The following is an 18,811-nucleotide window of genomic DNA, read 5'->3' as shown; positions in this document are numbered from 1 at the left end:
TTACACGTCGCCGTGACCACGGTCGGCGGCACGCACCTGTCCGGGTGGCGGAATGGCAGACGCGCTAGCTTGAGGTGCTAGTGCCCTTTATCGGGCGTGGGGGTTCAAGTCCCCCTCCGGACACAGAAGAAGGCGAAGGTCCCGCGGATGTCCGCGGGACCTTCGCCGTTTCCGGTCCACCGGTGGGGGCGGCGGGCCGGGGCCGGGCGCGGTCGCCCGCCCCCGGCCCGGGGCCGTCCCCGGCCTGTCGGCCCGCTCGCCTCAGCCCACCACCTCAGCCCACCACCTCAGCCCGCCACCTCAGCCCGCCACCTCAGCCCACCGCCTTCGCCGCCGCGCGGCCGGCGGTGCGGCCCGAGAACAGGCAGCCGCCCAGGAAGGTTCCCTCCAGGGAACGGTAGCCGTGCATGCCCCCGCCGCCGAAGCCGGCGGCCTCGCCCGCCGCGTAGAGGCCGGGCAGCACCTCGCCTTCGGTGGTGAGGACGCGGGAGGACAGATCGGTCTCCAGGCCACCGAGGGTCTTGCGGGTGAGGATGTTCAGGCGCACGGCGATCAGCGGGCCCGCCTCCGGGTCCAGCAGCCGATGGGGCGGGGCGACGCGGATCAGCTTGTCGCCGAGGTAGGTGCGGGCGCCCCGGACGGCGGTGATCTGGAGGTCCTTGGTGAAGGGGTTGGCGATCTCGCGGTCGCGGGCGGTGATCTCGCGGCGCAGGGCGGCCTCGTCGATCAGACCGTCGCCGGTGATCGCGTTCATCCCGCGCACCAGGGCGGACAGGTCGCGCTCGACGACGAAGTCGGCGCCCTTGTCCATGAACGCGCGCACCGGGCCGGGCGCTCCGGAGCGGGCCCGGCCGAGGACCTGGCGGACGCTGCGGCCGGTGAGGTCGGGGTTCTGCTCGGAGCCGGAGAGCGCGAACTCCTTCTCGATGATCTTCTGTGTGAGGACGAACCAGGTGTACTCGTACCCCGTGCCCATGATGTGTTCGAGGGTGCCGAGCGTGTCGAAGCCGGGGAAGAGCGGCACCGGCAGCCGGCGGCCGGTGGCGTCCAGCCACAGGGAGGAGGGGCCCGGCAGGATGCGGATGCCGTGCCGCGCCCAGACGGGGTCCCAGTTCTCGATGCCCTCGGTGTAGTGCCACATCCGGTCGCGGTTGACGACCCGGCCGCCGGCCTCCTCGGCGATGCCCAGCATCGCGCCGTCGACGTGGGCGGGCACTCCGGAGAGCATCCGCCTGGGCGGAGTGCCCAGGCGCTCCGGCCAGTTGGCGCGCACCAGGTCGTGGTTGCCGCCGATGCCGCCGGAGGCCACGATCACCGCCTGGGCGCGCAGTTCGAAGAGGCCGGTCACCTCCCGGCCACTGGCAGTGCCGCGTGCGGCACCGCTGGGGGCGAGCACCTCGCCGGTGACGGTGTCCACCGCTCCGGCGCTGCGGGCCAGCCCCGTGACGCGGTGCCGGAAGCGCAGGTCCACCAGGCCCCGCTCGGCGCCCTGGCGCACCCGCCGCTCGAAGGGTTCGACCAGACCCGGTCCGGTGCCCCAGGTGATGTGGAAGCGCGGCACCGAGTTGCCGTGGCCGCGGGCGTCGTAGCCGCCCCGCTCGGCCCAGCCGACGACGGGGAACAGCCGCACCCCCCGGGCGCGCAGCCAGGCGCGCTTCTCCCCGGCGGCGAAGTCGACGTACGCCTCGGCCCAGCGGCGCGGCCAGGCGTCCTCCTCGCGGTCGAAGCCGGCCGTGCCCAGCCAGTCCTGCCAGGCCAGCTCGCGGCTGTCGCGCACCCGCATACGGCGCTGCTCGGGCGAGTCGACGAGGAACAGCCCGCCGAAGGACCAGTGCGCCTGGCCGCCCAGGGACGCTTCGGGTTCCTGGTCGAGCAGGATCACCTTCCGCCCGGCGTCGGCCAGTTCGGCGGTGGCCGCGAGCCCGGCCAGGCCCGCCCCGATCACGATCACATCGGCGTCGTACGCCATCGGCCCATCCGTTCCTCGGTCCGTCCCGCTGGTGACCGGAGAGTAACCCGTCGCCCGGAGGCGCGGCACCCTTGCGGGCTGCTTTGATGATCGGATGACAAATGAGGAGGCGGCGGGTAGATCCGCGGACGAACTGCTGGACATCGTGGACGAGTACGACCGTGTGATCGGCCGGGCCCGGCGCGGTACGGCCACCGCCCGGCGGATGCGGCACCGGAGCGTGTCGGTGCAGGTGCGGGACGCCGGGGGCCGGATCTTCGTGCACCGCCGCACCCCCGAAAAGCTGATCTTCCCCTCGATGTACGACCTGGTCGTCGGAGGCGTGGTCGGCGCGGGCGAGAGCTACGACGAGGCGGCGCTGCGCGAGGCCGGGGAGGAGCTGGGGGTGAGCGGGCTGCCGCATCCGGAGCACCGGCTGACGTTCCTGTACGAGTCGCCGGAGCACACCTGGTTCCTGGCCGTCTACGAGGTGCGGTGCGAGCTGCCGGTGCGCCCGCAGGCCGAGGAGGTCGCCTGGTGGGACTTCCTGCCGGAGGACGAGGTGGAGCGGCGGCTGGAGGAGTGGGACGTGGTGCCCGACGGCCTGGAGTGCCACCGGCGGCTGCAGGAGTGGCACCGGAAGCGGGGCGGGGGTCCCACGTAGTGTCGGAAGCATGATCGAACGGCTCTGGCATGGACTGCGGGACTCGCTGCGGCTGTGGCTGGCGCCGGAGCGGATGCGGGCCGAGGGCACCACTCCCGACTACCGCTTCTCGCTGGCCAACGAGCGGACTTTCCTTGCGTGGATCCGCACCGCGCTGGCGCTGGTGGCGGGTGGTCTGGCGGTGGACCAGTTCCTGACCGGGCTCCGCCCCGGCCCCCGGGCGGCGATCGCCGTGGTGCTCCTGGCCGGCGGCGCGCTGTGCGCGGTGCGGGCGGTCAACCACTGGCTGCGTACCGAGCGGGCCATGCGGCACGGCGACGATCTGCCGCTGTCCCGCTTCCCCGTGCTGCTGGCACTGGGCACGGCGGTGGCCGCGCTGGTGGTGGTCGCCGGGGTGCTGCTGGGAGAGCTGGGCCGGTGAGCGCGGACCGCCGGCCGCGCGGGGACGAGGAGGCGGTACGCGATCCGGCCGCGCAGCCGGAGCGCACCCGGATGGCGTGGCGGCGCACCACCCTGGCCTTCGCGGCGGTGGTGGCGCTGCTGGCCCGCGGGACGCTGCACGACGGCGGGCCGCCGCGGCAGTACGCCCCGGCCGCGCTGGGGGCGCTGGTGTGGCTGGTGTTCCTGGCGCTGGCCCACCGCCGTATCCGCGCGCTGGATGTGCCCCGGCCGGGGACGCTGGGTACACGCACGGCGTACGCGGCGGCCGTCTGTACGCTGTCCGTGCCGATCTTTGGAGTGGTGGTGTGGCTGTGGTGAGTCCGCTCGTCGTGGTGATGGGTGTGTCCGGGTCCGGGAAGACGACGGTGGGCACGGCCCTGGCGGAGCGGCTGGGGGTGCCGTACGCGGAGGCCGACGACTTCCACCCGCCGGAGAACGTGGCGAAGATGGCCTCGGGCGTACCGCTGACGGATACCGACCGCGCGCCCTGGCTGGACGCGATCGCCGCCTGGCTCAAGGTCCAGGGTGCCGACGGCGGTGTGGTCACCTGCTCCGCCCTCAAGCGCGTCTACCGCGACCGGCTGCGCCGGGCCGCGCCGCAGCTGTTCTTCCTCCACCTGGACGGCTCGCCCGAGCTGATCGGCGAGCGGCTGACGGGCCGCACCGGGCACTTCATGCCGTCCGCGCTGCTCAAGTCCCAGTTCGAGACGCTGGAGGCGCTGGACGCGGACGAGGCGGGCGCGGTCGTTCCCATCGACGGGACGCCGCAGGAGGTCACGGAGCTGGCCGTCGCCGCCGTCCCCCGCTGATCCGGTTCACGTACTCCCCTTCGCATCGCCCCCGGCACCGTCTCCGCGCGGTGTCGGGGCTCTCTTTTCGGGCCCCTCTCTGGACTCCATACCGACTGGTCGGCATCATTGCCCGGTACGTACGACCACCCTCTTCCCGCCGAGGAGCCTGCCGATGACCGAGCACCACCCACCGGGCCTCGATCCCGCGCGGCTGCGCGCGTACCTGGACGGCGAGCGCCCGGGGCTCGTCCAGGGGCCCCTGAGCGCGGAGCTGATCGAGGGCGGCCGCTCGAACCTGACCTACAAGGTGAGCGACGGGACCTCGCGCTGGGTGGTGCGGCGCCCTCCGCTGGGCCACGTCCTGGCCACCGCGCACGACATGACCCGCGAGCACCGGGTGATCAACGCCCTGGGCCCCACCGACGTGCCCGTGCCCGGCGCGGTACTGCTGTGCGAGGACACCGCCGTCCTCGGCGCGCCCTTCTACGTGATGGAGTACGTGGAGGGCACCCCCTACCGCACCGCCGAGCAGCTCGCCCCGCTCGGCCCCGAGCGCACCCGCGAACTGGTCCTCGGCCTGTCCGACGCCCTGGTGAAGCTGCACTCGGTGGACCCGGACTCCGTCGGCCTGGGCGACTTCGGACGTCCCGAGGGCTTCCTGGAGCGGCAGCTGCGGCGCTGGGGCAAGCAGCTGGACGCCTCCCGCAGCCGCGAACTGCCCGGCATCGACGAACTCCACGCCCTGCTCGGCAGCCGGCTGCCCGCCTCCCCCGCCCCCGCGATCGTCCACGGCGACTACCGGCTGGACAACGTACTCGTCGGCGCGGACGACGAGATCGCGGCCATCCTCGACTGGGAGATGTCCACCCTCGGCGACCCGCTGACCGACCTGGGACTGCTGGTGATGTACAGCAGCCAGCAGCGCATCCCCGGCGCCCCCATCGCCACCACCCGCGAGGCCCCCGGCCACCCCGACGCGCGGGAGCTGATCGAGCGGTACGCCTCCTCATCGGGCCGCGACGTCTCCGGCATCGCCTGGTACACGGCGTTCGCCTACTTCAAGCTCGCCGTGATCCTGGAGGGCATCCACTACCGCTACACCCTCGGGCAGACCGTCGGCGCGGGCTTCGACCGCATCGGCGCGCTCGTCCCCCTCTTCGTCTCAGAAGGCCTCACCACCCTGCAGGAAGGCTGATCCGCCATGGACTTCGGATTCGACGCACGCACCGAGGAGCTCCGCGAGAAGCTGCTGGCCTTCATGGACGAACACGTCCACCCCGCGGAGGCCGTGGCCGGCCAGCAGCGGGCGGCGCTGGACTCGCCGTGGCGCACCCCGCCGGTGGTGGCGGAGCTGAAGGCCGCCGCCCGCGAGCGCGGGCTGTGGAACCTCTTCCTGCCCGACGCCGAGCACGGCGCCGGACTGACCAACCTCCAGTACGCGCCGCTGGCCGAGATCACCGGCCGCAGCCCGCAGCTCGCCCCGACCGCCACCAACTGCGCCGCGCCCGACACCGGCAACATGGAGGTGCTGGCCCAGTTCGGCAGCGCCGAGCAGCGCGAGCGGTGGCTGAAGCCGCTGCTGGCCGGGGAGATCCGGTCGGCCTTCGCCATGACCGAGCCCGAGGTCGCCTCCTCCGACGCCACCAACATCGAGACCCGCATCCGGCGCGAGGGCGACGAGTACGTCATCACCGGCCGCAAGTGGTACATCTCCGGGGCGATGAACCCCGACTGCGCGGTCTTCATCGTGATGGGCAAGACCGACCCGGACGGCGAGGACATCCGCCGCCAGCAGTCGATGGTGCTGGTGCCGCGCGACACCCCGGGCGTCGAGGTGCGCCGCGCGATGACGGTCTACGGTTACGAGGACCACTGGCACGGCGGCCACGCCGAGGTCCTCTTCCACGACGTGCGGGTGCCGGTGGCCAACCTGATCGGCGAGGAGGGCGGCGGCTTCGCCATCGCCCAGGCCCGGCTCGGACCTGGCCGCATCCACCACTGCATGCGGCTGATCGGCATGGCCGAGCGGGCGATCGAGCTGATGTGCCGCCGCGCCGGCACCCGTACCGCCTTCGGCAGACCGCTGGCCGCGCAGGGCGTCGTCCAGCAGTGGATCGCCGACGCGCGGGTGTCGGTGGAGCAGCTGCGGCTGCTGGTGCTCAAGACGGCCTGGCTGATGGACACCGTCGGCAACCGGGGCGCTCACACCGAGATCCAGGCCATCAAGATCGCGGTGCCGCGCACGGTCGTGGGCATCCTGGACCGCGCGGTGCAGCTGCACGGCGCGGGCGGCGTCAGCCAGGACTTCCCGCTGGCCGAGCTGTGGGCCGGCGCCCGCACCCTCCAGCTCGCCGACGGCCCGGACGAGGTCCACCAGCGCTCCCTGGCCCGCCGCGAGCTGAAGCGCTTCGCGCCCGCTCAGTCCTGAGGCCCCGCGCCCGGAGGGCGCGCGAAGGTGTTAGGACTACACTCCTAAGGAGTGTAGTCCTAACACCTGGAGCGAGATGCCCCGCCCGAGTCTCCCCGCCAAACCACCCCACGTCTTCGGCCGGGACGCCGAATGGGACGGCCTCGCGGCCTTCGCGGCCCGCCCGCTGCCGCACGCCATGCTCGGAGTCGTCAGCGGCCGGCGGCGCATGGGCAAGACCTATCTGCTGCGCGCCCTCGTGGAGCGGCGGGGCGGTTTCTACTTCGGGGCCACGACCGCGACCGCCGCCGAGTCGCTGCGCCAGTTCGGCGCCGCCCTGGCCGAGTACACCGGCTCCCCGGCCCCGTTCTCCTTCGCCACCTGGGACGACGCGATCTCCTACCTGTTCGCCCTGGCCCTGCCCGAGCGCGGCGAGGGGCCGGTGCTCGTGGTGATCGACGAGTTCCCCTATCTGGTGAAGACGGCTCCGGAGCTCCCCTCCTTGATCCAGCGGGAGATCGACCGCTTCCAGGTGCGGGAGAGCCGGATGCGGCTGCTGCTGTGCGGCTCGGCGATGTCCGTCATGGGCGGGCTGCTGGCGAGCACCGCCCCCCTGCGCGGCCGGGCCCAACTGGAGCTGGTCGTGAGGCCCTTCGGATACCGGGAGGCGGCGGACTTCTGGGGCGTGGCGGACGAGCCCGCTCTCGCGGCCCGGCTCCACGCCGTCCTAGGCGGCACGCCCGCGTACCGGCGGCAGTTCCTGGCGGACGACGTTCCCGGCAGCCTGGAGGAGTTCGACGACTGGCTCTGCCGTACCGTCCTCTCCCCCCTCAGCCCGCTCTTCCGGGAGGCCCGGTACCTGCTGGCCGAGGAGGCGGACATCCGCGACACCGCGCTCTACCACTCGGTCCTCGCCGCGGTGGCCCAGGGCAACACCTCCCGGGGCGCGATCGCGGGCTACATCGGCCGCAAGTCGGTGGACATCTCCCACCCCCTCCACGTCCTGGAGGACAGCCATCTGCTGGTCCGCGAGGCGGACGTCTTCCGGGCCGGGAAGTCGCACTACCGCATCAGCGAGCCGCTGATCACCTTCTACGAGGCCGTGATGCGCCCCTCCTGGGCGCGGCTGGAGAGCGGCCAGGCGGCACAGGTGTGGGAGCGGTCGGCCGAACGCTTCGCCTCCCAGGTGGCCGGACCGCACTTCGAGGCGGTGTGCCGCGAGTACGTACTCGGCCCGGGGCAGGCCCTGCTCGACTCCTTCCCCGGGCAGGTGGGCAGCGGCGTCGTCACCGACCCGGCGGCGCGCAGGCAGATCGAGATCGACGTGGCAGCGGTCGAACCGGGATCGGGGGCGGGCAGACCGTCGGTGGCCCTGCTCGGCGAGGCCAAGTGGGGCACGGTCATGGGCGTGAAGCACCTGGAGAGGCTCAGGCGGGCCCGGGAGATCCTCACCGAGCGGGGCGCGGCGGACACCGATGGGTGCCGGCTGGCCTGCTTCAGCGGCGCGGGCTTCAGCGACGCCCTGCGCGCCGAGGCGGCACGCGACGGCGACGTACTGCTCATCGGCCTGGACGACCTGTACGCCTGAACGGTGCGGCAACCCGCCGGGACTTCGGCGGGTGGCCCGCGGCACGCGCGGGCCCCGCGCTCGGGGCAGGCGCTGTCACCCGGTGCGGTTCCCCAGTGCGGCGACGGTCTCCCCGACCAGTGCCCGCGCCTCGGCCACCGTCGCCGCCAGCGACTCGGAGGTCTCGCCGGGAGCCCCCAGCAGGCGGCGGACTCGCGGGCCGAAGCCGGCCGGCGCGGCCGGCAGTGTCCCGGCGACGGCCAGCGCGCCCTTCTCGTTGAGGCACCAGCGCCGGTCCTCGGCGAACACCGCCTGCACCAGCACACCGACCGCCCGGGACAGGCAGAGCGAGACGTAGAGCGTGTCCGCCCCTGCCGCGCCCTTCGCCGCGGCACCGACCAGGAACTCCGCCTCCCAGGCCGCCGCGGTCAACGCCTCCCGCAGCGGCTCGGGGTAGACCGCGGTCCTGCACCGGAGGTCCGCCAACTCGCCGGACGGGTCGGCCAGTACCCGGCCGAGCGCCACCTCGCCCGCGTAGCACGGCGACCAGAATCCGAGTGGATGCCCGGCCTGTACGCCCACCTCGTACCGGCCCTCCCGGCAGTCCGCCCACACCCGCTCGACCCGGTCCAGGTCCCGCAGGATCCAGTCCACCGCCACACCGTCGACGCGCAGCCACGCACCGCCGTTCACCCAGGGCCCCCAGCCGCCCGGGCCGACCACCTCCACCCCGGGACCGGCCAGCGCGCGCAGTGCGGCGAGATCGAGTTCGCCCCGGTAGTAGACGCCGAGATCCCAGTCCGATCCGGGCCGGTGCTCGCCGCGCGCCCGGCTGCCGCCGAGCATTACCCCGACCACGCCCGGCACCTCGGCCAGGCGGCCGGCCATGTCCTCGATGATCGCCCGCATGGAACGAGTCTGGCAGCCGGCGACATGCCGGGCCGGTGGATGACGCTCCTCACCTGGCCGGTGTCTCCGGTCAGGCTCCACCCTTGACCTCAACCTCGCTTGAAGTAAGACACTCAAGCGCATGGACACCACGAGCAGCGGCACCATCCTCTTCCGCAACACCATGCGCATCGCCGAAGGCCACCTCGACGGCTTCCGCCGCGCCATCTCGCAGGCGGTGGCGTTCACTCAGGATCACGGCCCCCAGCTGATGGTGGAGGTCTTCATCGACGAGGAGCGGATGCTGGCGCACAGCTTCCAGCTCTACCGCGACTCCGAGGCCATCCGCGCCCACTGGCGGCTGTCGGACCCGTACATCCGCGAGGTCATGGAGCACTGCGCTGTTCAGCACTTCGAGGTGTTCGGCGAACCGGACCACGACATCATCGCCGCCCTCAAGACCCCCGGCGGTGAGTCCTTCCCCTTCACCGTCTCGCCCCGCCTCGCCGGCTTCAACCGCCTTGCGCAGCTTTGACTGGGCGGTCGCCCTCCCTGAAAGCGGGCGCACACAGGCCGCGTCCTGCCTGCCCCCTCTGCCTTCCGAGCGGCGCTGTCGGTGGTGACTGCTAGCTTCATGCGCAGAAATGAGCCGGTTCGACGCTCTCGGCAAGGAGTGCGGCGGCCAAGGGGGGGGGCCGGATAGGCGTCCCCGGCCCGCACGGGCCCGGGACGCCGAATGGCTCCGTACCCACCCCCCTCACCCCTCTCCGAGGTTCGCCCTGATGTCGGTGCGGGCGGCTACCGTGCGACGACGAACGGGGACGATCTCGGGAGGGGTTTTGGGAGCGAAAACGGGGCTGCTCGTATACGCCGACGGGGACGTGCCGGATCTCCTGCGGCAGGCAGGAGATCCGGACCCGGCACGGACATCCGCCCTGCTGCGTCGCCTGTATCCGGACCGGAAGATCGAGGAAGGCACGGGCTCAAACCTGCGGGACGGCGTGTACCCGCCGGACGGGAGGGTGTACGCGGCCTGTCGGCCGGGCCTGGAGATCGTCTGCGACCGGGAGGTGATGGTCGACTTCCCGTCGCAGCTTCCGGAGCACCTCGTCGCGGCGAGCGCCGATCGACGGCTCGTCCTGCACGCCATGCACAGCGTGGTCGACTGGTTCGCGTTCGCCGTGTGGGAGGACGGGCGCCTCGTCCGTTCCCTGAGCCTGTCGCCGGACGACGGGATCATCGAGAACATCGGCAAACCACTCCCCTTCGAACTGCCCTACTGGGCCGGGAACCGTCCCGCCGACGTCATCCCCTGGCCGGACGAGGAGGAAGGGGAAGAGGAGGAAGAGGAGGAAGAGGAGGAACCGTACCCGCTGCCCTTCCATCCTCTTGAGCTCGGCGAAGACGCGCTGCGCGCACTGTGCGGATTCGTCCTGGAGGGACGCCCCGAGCCCGGCGACATCGACGCGGGAGCCGTCGAACTCCACGGTTTCCGCGTGCGGGACGCATGCGGACCCGGCTCAGCCGAGCGGGAAGCGGAACTGAGGCGGGCCGTGGAGGCCATGGGCCCACCGCGCTTCTACACCATGAATCCCGACGGCTCACTGACCAGACGCGACAGCCTGTAGTCCACTCCGACGCCCCGGCTCACGACTCCCCTTCCGCCGCCCCCCGGGACGCCCCGTATCCCTGGTGCACGGCCGTTGTCTCCGAAGGAGCACCTCCCGGGCGATGCAGTGCGTCCGCTCCTACCCGCGTGTCCGGGCGTGGGCTATGCGAGACAGGTCGAGCGGTACCAGTACGTCCTGACGGTCCCACAGGGCGGCGTCGAGCATCTCGCGCTGGCGGACATGCCTGACGGACTCGAAACCGCAGCCGGACAGCACAGCGGTCAGTTCGTCCGGAGCGAAGAAGGTCCGCCACGGCTCACCGCGTTCGGCGGCGAAGGACGCGACGGCGTCGGCGTATCGCCGCGCGGTGGCATCGCGCAGTTCCCCGGGGAGCATGTAGTCCATGACGAGTTGAGTACCGGGAGCGAAGCTTCCTATCGCGCCGAGAGTTTCGGCGACGGAGTCGGCGGTGAGGTACATGCTCACGCCCAGCCAGGCGACGACCGACGGCCGGCTCGGATCGAAGCCGTGGGCGCCGAGCCCGCCGGCCAGGGGCTCGCGCTCGAAGTCCAGCGGCACATAGGTGAGGTTGCCGGGGACCGGAACTCCCGCGGCAGCCAGCCGCTCCCTCTTGTCCTGCTGGGTGGCGGGATGGTCAACCTCGAAGACACGGACGTGCCCGGCGAGTTCGGAGCGGTGGGCGAAGGTGTCGAGACCGGCGCCGAGGATGACGTACTGGCGTATGCCCGAGTGGATCGCGCGGCTGACGCACTCTTCGGCGTAGCGGCTGCGGCAGACGGTCTGGGCTCGGGCGGCGGACAGGACGAGATGGTCCCCGTAAGCGCGGTGGTAGCCCAGAAGCTCTTCGGCCTGGGCACCCAGCAGGGCTTCGGCGAGCGTGTCGGCAAAGATCGACGGCGGGCTGTCGACGACGAGATGGGCGGCGCGTGAGGCTGCGGCCGTCAGGGCAGTACTGCTTGGGCTCTGTGGTGTCACAGCACTCACCATAGCCAACAACTGGCAAATGATATCATTAAAACAAAAATTTCGCAATAGGGGATTGATTTCTCTTTCGCATCACTTGGGAGGTATCTCGGTCGATTCCCGTCCGGCACGGGAAACCGGCGTGCGGCTACGGCGACACGACACCGGGCAGGTCTCCTACCGGACCGCCGACGGCTCGCATCGTCGGCGTCGAGTTTCCGGTTAAGGGCTACGGCCCACTCGTTCCCACCGCGACCGCCGCACCCTCTCCCGGGTGACCTGTGATCTTCCGGAGCAGGTCGAGGAAAGCGTCCTCGACCCGCTGACCGGGACCGGGAGGCGGGGCCATCGAGCGCCGAAAGTGCACGGCGTACGAGACCGCGACGGACGCAAGGCGTGAGTCCTCGGACAGAGGAGTCGCCCACCGCAGACCCTGGACGATCGCCTCGCTGAGGGGGCGTGAGGCGACGACCTCCAGAATCCGGACAGCGCAGACCCGTTCCGCCGGACTCGGCTCCCACTCGTTGCTGTCGTAAGCGGCATGCAGATCACGGATCAGCGTCGCCAGATCCTCGATGTCGACCGCCATGAGCCGACCATACTGAGCCCGTCGCCCGATGCGCTGCCGGTTCGCCGAGCCTCCAGGCTTCCTCGCCGATCCGTCCGCTCAGCGAAGGTCGTTACCCGGAGAGCCGGTTGGGCCGGCGTTGGCGGTCGTGCTCGATGGTGTAGGCGACCGTCTCGGCGCAGTGGATGACCATCTGGAGACGGTTGAGGACATCGCGGCGGGCGGCCTCGATCAGGTCTTGATGCGTGGGGGTCGGCTCGGTGCTGGTGTGGGGTGTCCAGAAGCCGCGGTGGCTGTGTTCGGTGACGATGTCCTGGCAGGCGCGGACGACGGCGTTCAGGGCGGCGGTGATCTCGTAGCGGTACAACTGCTCGGTCTGGGCAGCACGGTCGAAGGTCACGGGTAGCGCCTTGGGGTCGGGTGGGCGGTGAGCTGGTAGCGGACGGTGTCGTCGCGGATGGTGTGGGTGTAGGGCATGCCGGAGGCGAGGACGGCTAACGCGTGTTCGTGGGCCTGGTCGTCATGGAGCCAGGCCAGGAGGGGCCGTGCGGCCGACGGGTCGAGCTGGTCGGCGATGTGGCGGGCCCGTTGTCGGAGCCAGCGCAGGGCCAGGCGGGGTGAGCCGGCCGTATGGGCGCCGAGGGGGAAGGTGCGGCCGTCGTCGGGGGTGGAGGCGATGGCCTGGCACCGGTAGAGACGGGTGGCAGGCCCGAGGGAGCGGAGTCCGGTGGCGGCCGTGGCGTCTCGCGGTGGTCGGCGTACGTCCTGGTGGCAGAACGGCCCGGATACGTACGTCTCGCGGAAGGATCGGGGCCGGTTCACAGGGGCCGCCCGGTGTGGAGGTCGACCAGAGTGCAGCCGTTGAGAGTGCGGGCGGCCTGGGCGGCCAGTGTCCAGCGGATCTCGGGCTGTTCGTACAGGACGATGGCCTGCAGGTCGGGAACGAGACGGCCGTTGTGGAGGCGGTAGGTCTGGCCGTGGACGCCGTCGAGTACGGAGTCACGGACGCGGACCGCCACCGCTCCGGTGCCGCGCAAGTGGGGGCAGAGCCCGGCGGCCTTCGATGCGCAGGGCAGGCAGACGGGCGGATGGACGGTGACCAGGCCCTCCGGCCAGCCGGTCCAATCGGTGCGGTCGTCCTCCAGCAGCCACAGCACCCCGTGCCCGTCGCGGTCGGCCGGAGAGCCGCAGATCTGGCACAGCAGCCGGGCCATCGCCCGGCGCTGCCGCTGGGGATGAACGCGGGAGTAGCGCGGCCTGCCCCGGCCCGGGTGCAGGGCGCGGCGCACCCACAGCGCGCCGTCGGCGTCGCGGTCGTGGGGTACCTCGTCGGAGTAGGCGATGCCTCGTGCGGTGGCGATCACCGCAGGTGTGAGGCGCTGCTCGCCGCTCCAGGCGGTGATGTACGGCACCACATCCGGCCGGTCCAGGGGTTGTGCGTTCACGGCCACCGCACCTCCCCTGCCCGCACGGCGGCGGTACACGGCCGCCTGCCGTTGACCGCCGCCAGGTGCAGGAACCGCACCTGGCGGGCTCTCCAGGTCAGCCGGTGCCCGTCCCGGTAGACGGTCAGCGCGCAGGGGCGGCCCCGGCGCAGCCGGACGTAGTCCTGGAGCGAGCCGGGCCCGTGCACCCAGTGTTCCAGCACGTACCCGGCCTGCAACGGCCCCAGCGACGGCGCCACCGTCCGCGCCCCGGTCCGCAGCCACCGGATCGCCGTCTCCGGCGACGCGGCGGCGTACCCGTCGTACCACTTCTCCGCGCCCGGGTCGCTCTCGGCGGCGACGACCGCCTCGCACCACACACCCGGCCGGACGAGAGCGGCACGGGGCAACGCCTCCCGCATCTGCGCGGAGGAACAGACGAAGAGGCGCCGCGTTTTGGACCTACTCCAAACCGCCGGGCGAGCGATGTCGAGGTGTGGACGCACTGTTTCCTGCCTTCGTCGGAAAACCGCACTCCTGCTCGCCTCCCCTGGGAGAAAGTGCATCGCCCGGGGCGAAGCCTCCGTTTCCCGGCGAGGCGAGGTTCGTCAGGTTCGCCATGACGGCAGGGGACGAACAACCTGGAGAAATCACGGATGGTGCCCACCCCGTGGCTTTTCTCGGTCGGCCGGGGCAAACCCGTGAGAAGTCACGGATTTCCGTCACGGAACGTGGAGGCGATCACTACGCTCGATGACTGCCCGGGTGAAACGGAGGTAGGAGCATGCAGGGACAGCACCGCCCCTCCTGTGCCAAGCGCTGGCGGGAGCACGCGACCACCGAACAGTGGTCTGTCGAGCGGACGGTGGACGCCATCCACGGTTGCTGCGGAGTGAGCAGGCTGCGGGCGCACCGGCTGGCCCGTGGCTGGACGCTGGGCACCGCCGTGGCCGAGTTCCACCGCATGTGCTCCGAATCGGGCGTGACCTCGCCGCCGAAAGTGGACGAGGACCAGCTCGCCCTGTGGGAGAAACGCCCGGACCGCCGCCCCAGAGCAGCGACGGTGGATCTTCTCTGCCGTCTGTACCGGACCGACTCCCAGGGCATCGGTCTGGTCGGGGATTACCGCGACTCCTCTCGGTTGGAAGCTCCGACTCCCCGTTCACCATCGGGGTACGTTCAGGAGAACTCGGTGATGGGGCCTTCCTCCGCCGCCCGTTCGGAGGGCGGCACGATCACCGATCTCCCGGCCGATCCCATCGAACGCATGGCGGGATCGGTACGCCGGTCCGTCGACAGGACGCTGGCGTCCACCAGCGTGAGCGCCGGCCAACTCGACCTGTTGGACGAGCGGTTGTTGTGGCTGCGTACGCAGTACATCTCCACGCCGCCGGAGGCGATGCTGGGGGTGCTGCTCGCGGACCTCGAAGAAGTCCGGACGCTGGCGGCCGAGCGGCAGCCGGCCGCGGCGCAGGTGCGGCTGTCGGAGACGATCGCGCTCCTGGCGACCCTCGTCGCCGACTGCCTGATGAAGCTCGGCCGCCTCAGGCAGTCCCGCGCGTGGTACGCCACGGCCCGTACGGCGGCGGACGACAGCGGGAACGTCGAGATCCGCGCCAGGGTGCGTGCTCAGGCGGCGATGCTGCCCTACTACTACGGCCCGTTGGAGTCCGCGATCTCGCTGGCCCGGGAAGCCCGTCTGCTGCTGCGCCACCGCTTCAGCGCCACGGGGGCCTTCGCCGCAGCCGCCGAGGCACGCGCACTCGCCAGACAGGGCGATGCCCCGGGAGCGGAAGAGGCGCTTCGCCACACGCACAACGTGTTCGAGAAGTGCGGGCACGGGTCGGCGGAGGACGCCTTCGCCTTCCCCGAGCGCCGACTACTGCTCTACCTCAGCGGTGTGCACACCTTCCTCGGCCGCAGCCGCCAGGCCCGTGAGGTCCAGCAGCGGGCGCTGTCCCTGTATCCGAGCCACAGCGGCATCGACCCCGCACTGCTCAGACTGGAGCAGGCCATCTGTCTCGCCCGGGAAAGGAACCTGACCGAAGCGTGCAGACTGGCGGGCGCGGCCTACCTTCAGGCATCCCCGGCCCATCGGACGACGATCCTGGGAGCACGGGTACGACACGTCATCGAGGCGCTGCCACCCTCGATGAGGTCCGCCCGAGCCGTACGGGAACTGGGCGAGATCCTGGCGCTTCCTCCGGGGACGGTGTGACAGGCATGCGCACCCTCGGCCAGCCTTGGTCCATGACTGCACCGCTGCCCCGCCACGGTGGGTTCTCCGAGTCCGAACTGCGACATGTGCTGGAACGCGCCTGTGAGACGGCCGGGCTGGACAGCACCGGCGCGGTGCTGCTGCGCGGCCACACCAATGCCGTCGTACGCCTCGCCCACGCGCCTGTCGTCGTCAAGATCGCACGACGGGGCTCGCACCCGACCGGGGTCGAGCGCACCATCCGCTTCGTCCGGTGGCTGATGGAGCGGGACTTCCCGACCGTCCCGCTGTATCCGGGCCCGGATCAGCCGACCGTCATCGACGGCCACCCGGTCACCTTCTGGACGTACCTTCCCCAGCCCGACAAGCCGGTGACCGCAGGCCGCATCGCCGGGCCGCTGCGCGCCCTGCACCGATTGCCCGCCCCGCCGTTCCGGCTCAGGCCGCTGGACAACGTGTCGGCGATCCGGGCCTCCCTCGCGGCAATCACCTCGCTGCCGCAGGAATCCGTCCGCTTCCTCTCCCGGCGGGTGGACAGGCTGGAGAAGCAACTCACCGACCTCACGTACGAACTGCCCGAGGCCGTTCTCCAGGGTGACCCTCAGCACCGCAACGCCCTGTACGACGGCAAGCACACCGTGCTGTGCGACTGGGACACCGTGGCCTGGGGTCAGCCGGAGTGGGATCTGACGACCATCGAGATCCACTGCCGCCGCTTCGGCCACGGCGCCGAACACTACGAGCGGTTCGCCCGGGCCTACGGATACGACGTCACGGGCTGGTCCGGTTATCCGGTCCTGCGCGACATCCGGGAGCTGAGGATGGTCACCACCAACGCCCGCAAGGCGGCCCACACCCCCGGCTCCCTGGCGGAGGTGGAACGCCGCATCGTGGGACTGCGGGAATCGGATAGCCAGCTGCGCTGGAACATACTCTGATGCCGTATCCGCCCCTTCCCGTCACACCGGGGAAAGAGTGCTCGTCGCGCGCGACGCCGACAAGTTGGAATGCGTGATTCAGGGGCTGGAGTACCTGGAACAGGGCTATCCCAACGCACGGGAGTGGGTGGACACCACCCGGACGAAGCTGAGGACGCCCTCCGCGCAGGCACTCGCCGAGGCGGCGGAAGGAATGTCCATCACCGAGTGGCAGCGCACCTACCTGCGCTGAAGCCACATCCTGCGGAGGAGACCCATGCACGTGGGAATCACCGGGCACCGCGGACTGCCCGAGCCGGTCGCCGAGCGGGTTCGGGCCATGCTGGAGGCGGAGGTGCGGCAGTGCCCGCCGGGTGAGCTGGTGGCAGTGTCGTGCCTGGCGGACGGGCCGGACGCATGGTTCGCCGAGAGTACGTGCTCGACCACGGCGGGCTCGTCGAGGCCGTCCTGCCCGCCGAGCGGTACCGCGACGACCTGCCCCAGTGGCACCACCCGGCGTACGACGGACTGCTGGGGAGCGCGGCCGAGGTGCACCGCACCGGGCTGGTCGAGTCCGGCTCCCACGCCCACCAGGCGGGCAGCGAGATCCTCGTCGGCCTGGTGGACCTTCTGCTCGCCGTCTGGGACGGGAAACCGGCGCGCGGCTACGGCGGCACGGCGGATGTGGTGGCCTACGCCCGTCGCACCGGCGTCCCCGTCCGGGTTCTGTGGCCCGAGGGCGCCTCCCGGGGCTGACGGCGTTGCCGCCTCGCCCGGTCCGGCGGAAGAATCCGTGGAATGCGTGATCGACTGTGGTTACCGGCCGGGTTGTGCCTGCGCCCGTGGGCGCTGTCCGATGTCTCCGCCGTACTGGAGGCGTTCGCGGAACCGGTGATGGGGCGGCAGGCCGACGCGCCCGTCACCACGGCGGCGGAGGCCGAGCAGTGGATCCGGCGGCGACGGGACCAGTGGCACCGTGGAGTGGCCTACGGCTTCGCCGTCGCCGACGGCGGCGACACGGCTCTGGGCGGTGTCGCGGTGAGCGGCGTCAACGCGCAGCACGGCACCGGCTGGGTCTCGTACTGGACCACCGCCGCCGCCCGTGGCAGGGGCGTGGCGGCCCACGGCTGCCGGGCGCTGGCCGACTGGTGCTTCACCGACCTGGGCCTGTTCCGCCTGGAGCTGGGGCACCGCACCGACAACCCGGCCTCCTGCCACGTGGCCCGCGCGGCAGGGTTCGCACCCGAGGGCCTGCAACGGCAGAAGCTCGCCTACGACGGCGTCCGCTACGACGTCGAGTTGCACGCACGGCTGGCGACGGACCCGCACCCGGGATAGTCGGGCCGAAGCGCTGAGCCGAAGCACGTTAGTTGTCACCAGCAGGGTCGGACGAGCTGGAAAAGGGAACGGACGAAGCATCCTGGCTGTCACAGTCAAGGCACCCGACTTGTCACACACGCTCAATCAGTAGTCCTTCTGTCACTGAACGCTTCTCATCCTGTGGTTCGTGGGTGATGGCGGCTGGTGGTCGGGGGGCCGTAACGCGGCAGGGCTCCTGGTCGTTGCGGCTGGTGATCTCACTCGCCAACGTCTCGACACAGGAGCCCTGTTGGTCCCGTATCGTGCCATGCTCGACGTCCCCCACGAAGTCGTGGAGCACGTTTCCTGGCTCATCTACGCCCGAAGGCGTGAGCTGAACTCCCGCTGGCGGAAGCTGGGCTGCTTCCGCCAGGCCCTGCTGGTCCTGGTGCACCTGCGCAAGAACGAGACCCTGGCCCAGGCCGCAGCGGGGTTCGGCATCTCCACCGCCACCGCCGGCCGGTACGTGAGCGAAACGGTCGACCTCCTCGCCGAGCGCGCCCCGAGCCTGCACGAGGCCCTGCGCGAGCTGCCGCCGGAGGGGTTCGTCATCCTCGACGGCACTTTGATCACTACCAACCGCATCGCGGCGGACGAGCCGTACTACTCGCAGAAGCACCGCCGCCACGGGATGAACGTGCAGGTCATCGCCCGCCCGGACGGCACCCCGCTCTGGTTCTCCCGCGCGACACCGGGCCGCACGCACGACCTGACCGCAGCCCGCGCCCACGGTGTGATCCAAGCCTGCCTGTCCCGTCAGCTCCTCGTCCTGGCCGACCGCGCCTACCAGGGCGCCGGCGCGACCGTCCGCACCCCCTACTACGGTCATCGCGACCTGCCCGAGCACTACCAGCAGTACAACCGCGACCACGCCCGGCTGCGCGCCCCGGGCGAACGCGCCTTCGCCCGCCTCAAGCAATGGCGGATCCTCCGCAAGGCCCGGTGCAGCACCAACCGCATCGGTCGCACGGTCGCCGCCGTTCACGCCATCGAGATCGCCTGGCGCTCAGGATGAGAAGCGTTCA

Annotated in this window: 22 protein-coding genes, 1 tRNA gene and 1 pseudogene; 16 read left to right on the top strand and 8 right to left on the bottom strand. The window is 71.4% G+C overall.

The genetic code is table 11. The features are described from left to right. The first annotated feature begins 38 nt into the window (after window positions 1-38). Window positions 39-123 (top strand) — tRNA-Leu (locus CUT83_RS09010). Window positions 124-313: 190 nt separating this feature from the next. On the opposite strand, the gene CUT83_RS09005 is transcribed toward CUT83_RS09010, so the two are convergent. After that, window positions 314-1,969, bottom strand: coding sequence for an FAD-binding dehydrogenase (locus CUT83_RS09005; protein ID WP_101255339.1), 1,656 nt, complete (start codon window positions 1,967-1,969; stop codon window positions 314-316). Between the two features lie 94 nt (window positions 1,970-2,063). On the opposite strand from CUT83_RS09005, the gene CUT83_RS09000 reads away from it, so the two are divergent. From CUT83_RS09000 to CUT83_RS08970, 7 genes are all read left to right on the top strand, one after another. Beyond that, on the top strand, window positions 2,064-2,612 hold the full coding sequence (locus tag CUT83_RS09000; protein ID WP_101255338.1) for an NUDIX domain-containing protein: 549 nt from the start codon (window positions 2,064-2,066) through the stop codon (window positions 2,610-2,612). Window positions 2,613-2,622: 10 nt separating this feature from the next. Beyond that, window positions 2,623-3,033: a YidH family protein gene (locus tag CUT83_RS08995; RefSeq protein WP_101255337.1), complete on the top strand. Its 411-nt coding sequence runs from the start codon at window positions 2,623-2,625 to the stop codon at window positions 3,031-3,033. Beyond that, the gene (locus CUT83_RS08990) at window positions 3,030-3,371 is read left to right on the top strand and encodes a DUF202 domain-containing protein (protein WP_241524780.1); all 342 of its coding nucleotides are present in this window, start codon (window positions 3,030-3,032) and stop codon (window positions 3,369-3,371) included. The genes CUT83_RS08995 and CUT83_RS08990 overlap by 4 nt, the downstream gene beginning before the upstream one ends. Window positions 3,372-3,388: 17 nt before the next feature. Continuing rightward, entirely contained in the window at window positions 3,389-3,862 is a 474-nt protein-coding gene (locus CUT83_RS08985; protein ID WP_101255356.1) for a gluconokinase, read from the top strand. Between the two features lie 154 nt (window positions 3,863-4,016). Next, complete coding sequence (locus tag CUT83_RS08980; protein ID WP_101255336.1) at window positions 4,017-5,039, top strand: phosphotransferase family protein; 1,023 nt, start codon at window positions 4,017-4,019, stop codon at window positions 5,037-5,039. 6 nt (window positions 5,040-5,045) lie between these two features. Beyond that, the gene (locus CUT83_RS08975) at window positions 5,046-6,272 is read left to right on the top strand and encodes an acyl-CoA dehydrogenase family protein (RefSeq protein WP_101255335.1); all 1,227 of its coding nucleotides are present in this window, start codon (window positions 5,046-5,048) and stop codon (window positions 6,270-6,272) included. A gap of 76 nt (window positions 6,273-6,348) precedes the next feature. Beyond that, on the top strand, window positions 6,349-7,839 hold the full coding sequence (locus CUT83_RS08970) for an ATP-binding protein (protein ID WP_101255334.1): 1,491 nt from the start codon (window positions 6,349-6,351) through the stop codon (window positions 7,837-7,839). 75 nt (window positions 7,840-7,914) lie between these two features. Here the strand turns inward: CUT83_RS08970 and CUT83_RS08965 are convergent, their stop codons facing one another. Then, entirely contained in the window at window positions 7,915-8,727 is an 813-nt protein-coding gene (locus CUT83_RS08965) for a nucleotidyltransferase domain-containing protein (protein WP_101255333.1), read from the bottom strand. A 121-nt stretch (window positions 8,728-8,848) separates the two neighbouring features. Here CUT83_RS08965 and CUT83_RS08960 point away from each other — a divergent pair, with 121 nt between their 5' ends. Both CUT83_RS08960 and CUT83_RS08955 read left to right on the top strand, forming a co-directional pair. Continuing rightward, the gene (locus CUT83_RS08960; protein WP_101255332.1) at window positions 8,849-9,241 is read left to right on the top strand and encodes a hypothetical protein; all 393 of its coding nucleotides are present in this window, start codon (window positions 8,849-8,851) and stop codon (window positions 9,239-9,241) included. Window positions 9,242-9,545: 304 nt separating this feature from the next. After that, on the top strand, window positions 9,546-10,334 hold the full coding sequence (locus tag CUT83_RS08955; RefSeq protein ID WP_101255331.1) for a DUF6928 family protein: 789 nt from the start codon (window positions 9,546-9,548) through the stop codon (window positions 10,332-10,334). A gap of 120 nt (window positions 10,335-10,454) precedes the next feature. On the opposite strand, the gene CUT83_RS08950 is transcribed toward CUT83_RS08955, so the two are convergent. The 6 genes from CUT83_RS08950 to CUT83_RS08925 form a co-directional block, all read right to left on the bottom strand. Further along, window positions 10,455-11,312 (bottom strand): class I SAM-dependent methyltransferase, encoded by an 858-nt coding sequence (locus CUT83_RS08950; RefSeq protein ID WP_240958183.1) that lies wholly within the window; start codon window positions 11,310-11,312, stop codon window positions 10,455-10,457. Between the two features lie 217 nt (window positions 11,313-11,529). Further along, the gene (locus CUT83_RS08945; protein WP_101255329.1) at window positions 11,530-11,889 is read right to left on the bottom strand and encodes a hypothetical protein; all 360 of its coding nucleotides are present in this window, start codon (window positions 11,887-11,889) and stop codon (window positions 11,530-11,532) included. Window positions 11,890-11,980: 91 nt separating this feature from the next. Next, window positions 11,981-12,268, bottom strand: a complete 288-nt coding sequence (locus CUT83_RS08940) for a hypothetical protein (protein WP_101255328.1) — start codon at window positions 12,266-12,268, stop codon at window positions 11,981-11,983. Next, complete coding sequence (locus CUT83_RS08935) at window positions 12,265-12,690, bottom strand: hypothetical protein (protein WP_194074703.1); 426 nt, start codon at window positions 12,688-12,690, stop codon at window positions 12,265-12,267. The genes CUT83_RS08940 and CUT83_RS08935 overlap by 4 nt, the downstream gene beginning before the upstream one ends. Beyond that, window positions 12,687-13,313, bottom strand: coding sequence for a hypothetical protein (locus tag CUT83_RS08930; protein WP_240958181.1), 627 nt, complete (start codon window positions 13,311-13,313; stop codon window positions 12,687-12,689). The genes CUT83_RS08935 and CUT83_RS08930 overlap by 4 nt, the downstream gene beginning before the upstream one ends. Next, window positions 13,310-13,714: a hypothetical protein gene (locus tag CUT83_RS08925; RefSeq protein ID WP_158238983.1), complete on the bottom strand. Its 405-nt coding sequence runs from the start codon at window positions 13,712-13,714 to the stop codon at window positions 13,310-13,312. Before CUT83_RS08925 ends, CUT83_RS08930 begins: the two co-directional genes overlap by 4 nt. Window positions 13,715-14,076: 362 nt before the next feature. Between CUT83_RS08925 and CUT83_RS08920 the strand changes: the two genes are divergently transcribed. From CUT83_RS08920 to CUT83_RS08895, 6 genes and pseudogenes are all read left to right on the top strand, one after another. Beyond that, on the top strand, window positions 14,077-15,510 hold the full coding sequence (locus tag CUT83_RS08920; protein WP_101255326.1) for an NsdA family TPR-like regulatory protein: 1,434 nt from the start codon (window positions 14,077-14,079) through the stop codon (window positions 15,508-15,510). Window positions 15,511-15,542: 32 nt separating this feature from the next. Continuing rightward, window positions 15,543-16,448 (top strand): aminoglycoside phosphotransferase family protein, encoded by a 906-nt coding sequence (locus CUT83_RS08915; RefSeq protein ID WP_101255325.1) that lies wholly within the window; start codon window positions 15,543-15,545, stop codon window positions 16,446-16,448. Between the two features lie 73 nt (window positions 16,449-16,521). Next, window positions 16,522-16,680 (top strand): hypothetical protein, encoded by a 159-nt coding sequence (locus tag CUT83_RS30055; RefSeq protein WP_158238982.1) that lies wholly within the window; start codon window positions 16,522-16,524, stop codon window positions 16,678-16,680. A 24-nt stretch (window positions 16,681-16,704) separates the two neighbouring features. Continuing rightward, window positions 16,705-17,183: pseudogene (locus CUT83_RS08905) on the top strand (hypothetical protein). Between the two features lie 42 nt (window positions 17,184-17,225). After that, the gene (locus CUT83_RS08900) at window positions 17,226-17,765 is read left to right on the top strand and encodes a GNAT family N-acetyltransferase (RefSeq protein WP_101255323.1); all 540 of its coding nucleotides are present in this window, start codon (window positions 17,226-17,228) and stop codon (window positions 17,763-17,765) included. A gap of 289 nt (window positions 17,766-18,054) precedes the next feature. Then, a complete protein-coding gene (locus CUT83_RS08895) occupies window positions 18,055-18,801 on the top strand; it encodes a transposase family protein (protein ID WP_101254054.1) in 747 nt (248 codons plus the stop codon). Window positions 18,802-18,811: the final 10 nt, after the last annotated feature.

The sequence above is a fragment of the Streptomyces barkulensis genome (genome assembly GCF_002843305.1).
GTDB lineage: Bacteria > Actinomycetota > Actinomycetes > Streptomycetales > Streptomycetaceae > Streptomyces > Streptomyces barkulensis.
The sequence above is the reverse complement of the archived record's forward strand: the minus strand, read 5'-3'. Positions and strand labels throughout refer to the sequence as shown.

Coding starts and splice junctions, on each gene's coding strand:
- CUT83_RS09005 (WP_101255339.1), bottom strand. CDS start 1,969: ATGGCGTACGACGCCGATGTGATCGTGATCGGGGCGGGCCTGGCCGGG.
- CUT83_RS09000 (WP_101255338.1), top strand. CDS start 2,064: ATGACAAATGAGGAGGCGGCGGGTAGATCCGCGGACGAACTGCTGGAC.
- CUT83_RS08995 (WP_101255337.1), top strand. CDS start 2,623: ATGATCGAACGGCTCTGGCATGGACTGCGGGACTCGCTGCGGCTGTGG.
- CUT83_RS08985 (WP_101255356.1), top strand. CDS start 3,389: ATGGGTGTGTCCGGGTCCGGGAAGACGACGGTGGGCACGGCCCTGGCG.
- CUT83_RS08980 (WP_101255336.1), top strand. CDS start 4,017: ATGACCGAGCACCACCCACCGGGCCTCGATCCCGCGCGGCTGCGCGCG.
- CUT83_RS08975 (WP_101255335.1), top strand. CDS start 5,046: ATGGACTTCGGATTCGACGCACGCACCGAGGAGCTCCGCGAGAAGCTG.
- CUT83_RS08970 (WP_101255334.1), top strand. CDS start 6,349: ATGCCCCGCCCGAGTCTCCCCGCCAAACCACCCCACGTCTTCGGCCGG.
- CUT83_RS08965 (WP_101255333.1), bottom strand. CDS start 8,727: ATGCGGGCGATCATCGAGGACATGGCCGGCCGCCTGGCCGAGGTGCCG.
- CUT83_RS08960 (WP_101255332.1), top strand. CDS start 8,849: ATGGACACCACGAGCAGCGGCACCATCCTCTTCCGCAACACCATGCGC.
- CUT83_RS08945 (WP_101255329.1), bottom strand. CDS start 11,889: ATGGCGGTCGACATCGAGGATCTGGCGACGCTGATCCGTGATCTGCAT.
- CUT83_RS08925 (WP_158238983.1), bottom strand. CDS start 13,714: ATGCGGGAGGCGTTGCCCCGTGCCGCTCTCGTCCGGCCGGGTGTGTGG.
- CUT83_RS08920 (WP_101255326.1), top strand. CDS start 14,077: ATGCAGGGACAGCACCGCCCCTCCTGTGCCAAGCGCTGGCGGGAGCAC.
- CUT83_RS08915 (WP_101255325.1), top strand. CDS start 15,543: ATGACTGCACCGCTGCCCCGCCACGGTGGGTTCTCCGAGTCCGAACTG.
- CUT83_RS08900 (WP_101255323.1), top strand. CDS start 17,226: ATGCGTGATCGACTGTGGTTACCGGCCGGGTTGTGCCTGCGCCCGTGG.
- CUT83_RS08895 (WP_101254054.1), top strand. CDS start 18,055: ATGCTCGACGTCCCCCACGAAGTCGTGGAGCACGTTTCCTGGCTCATC.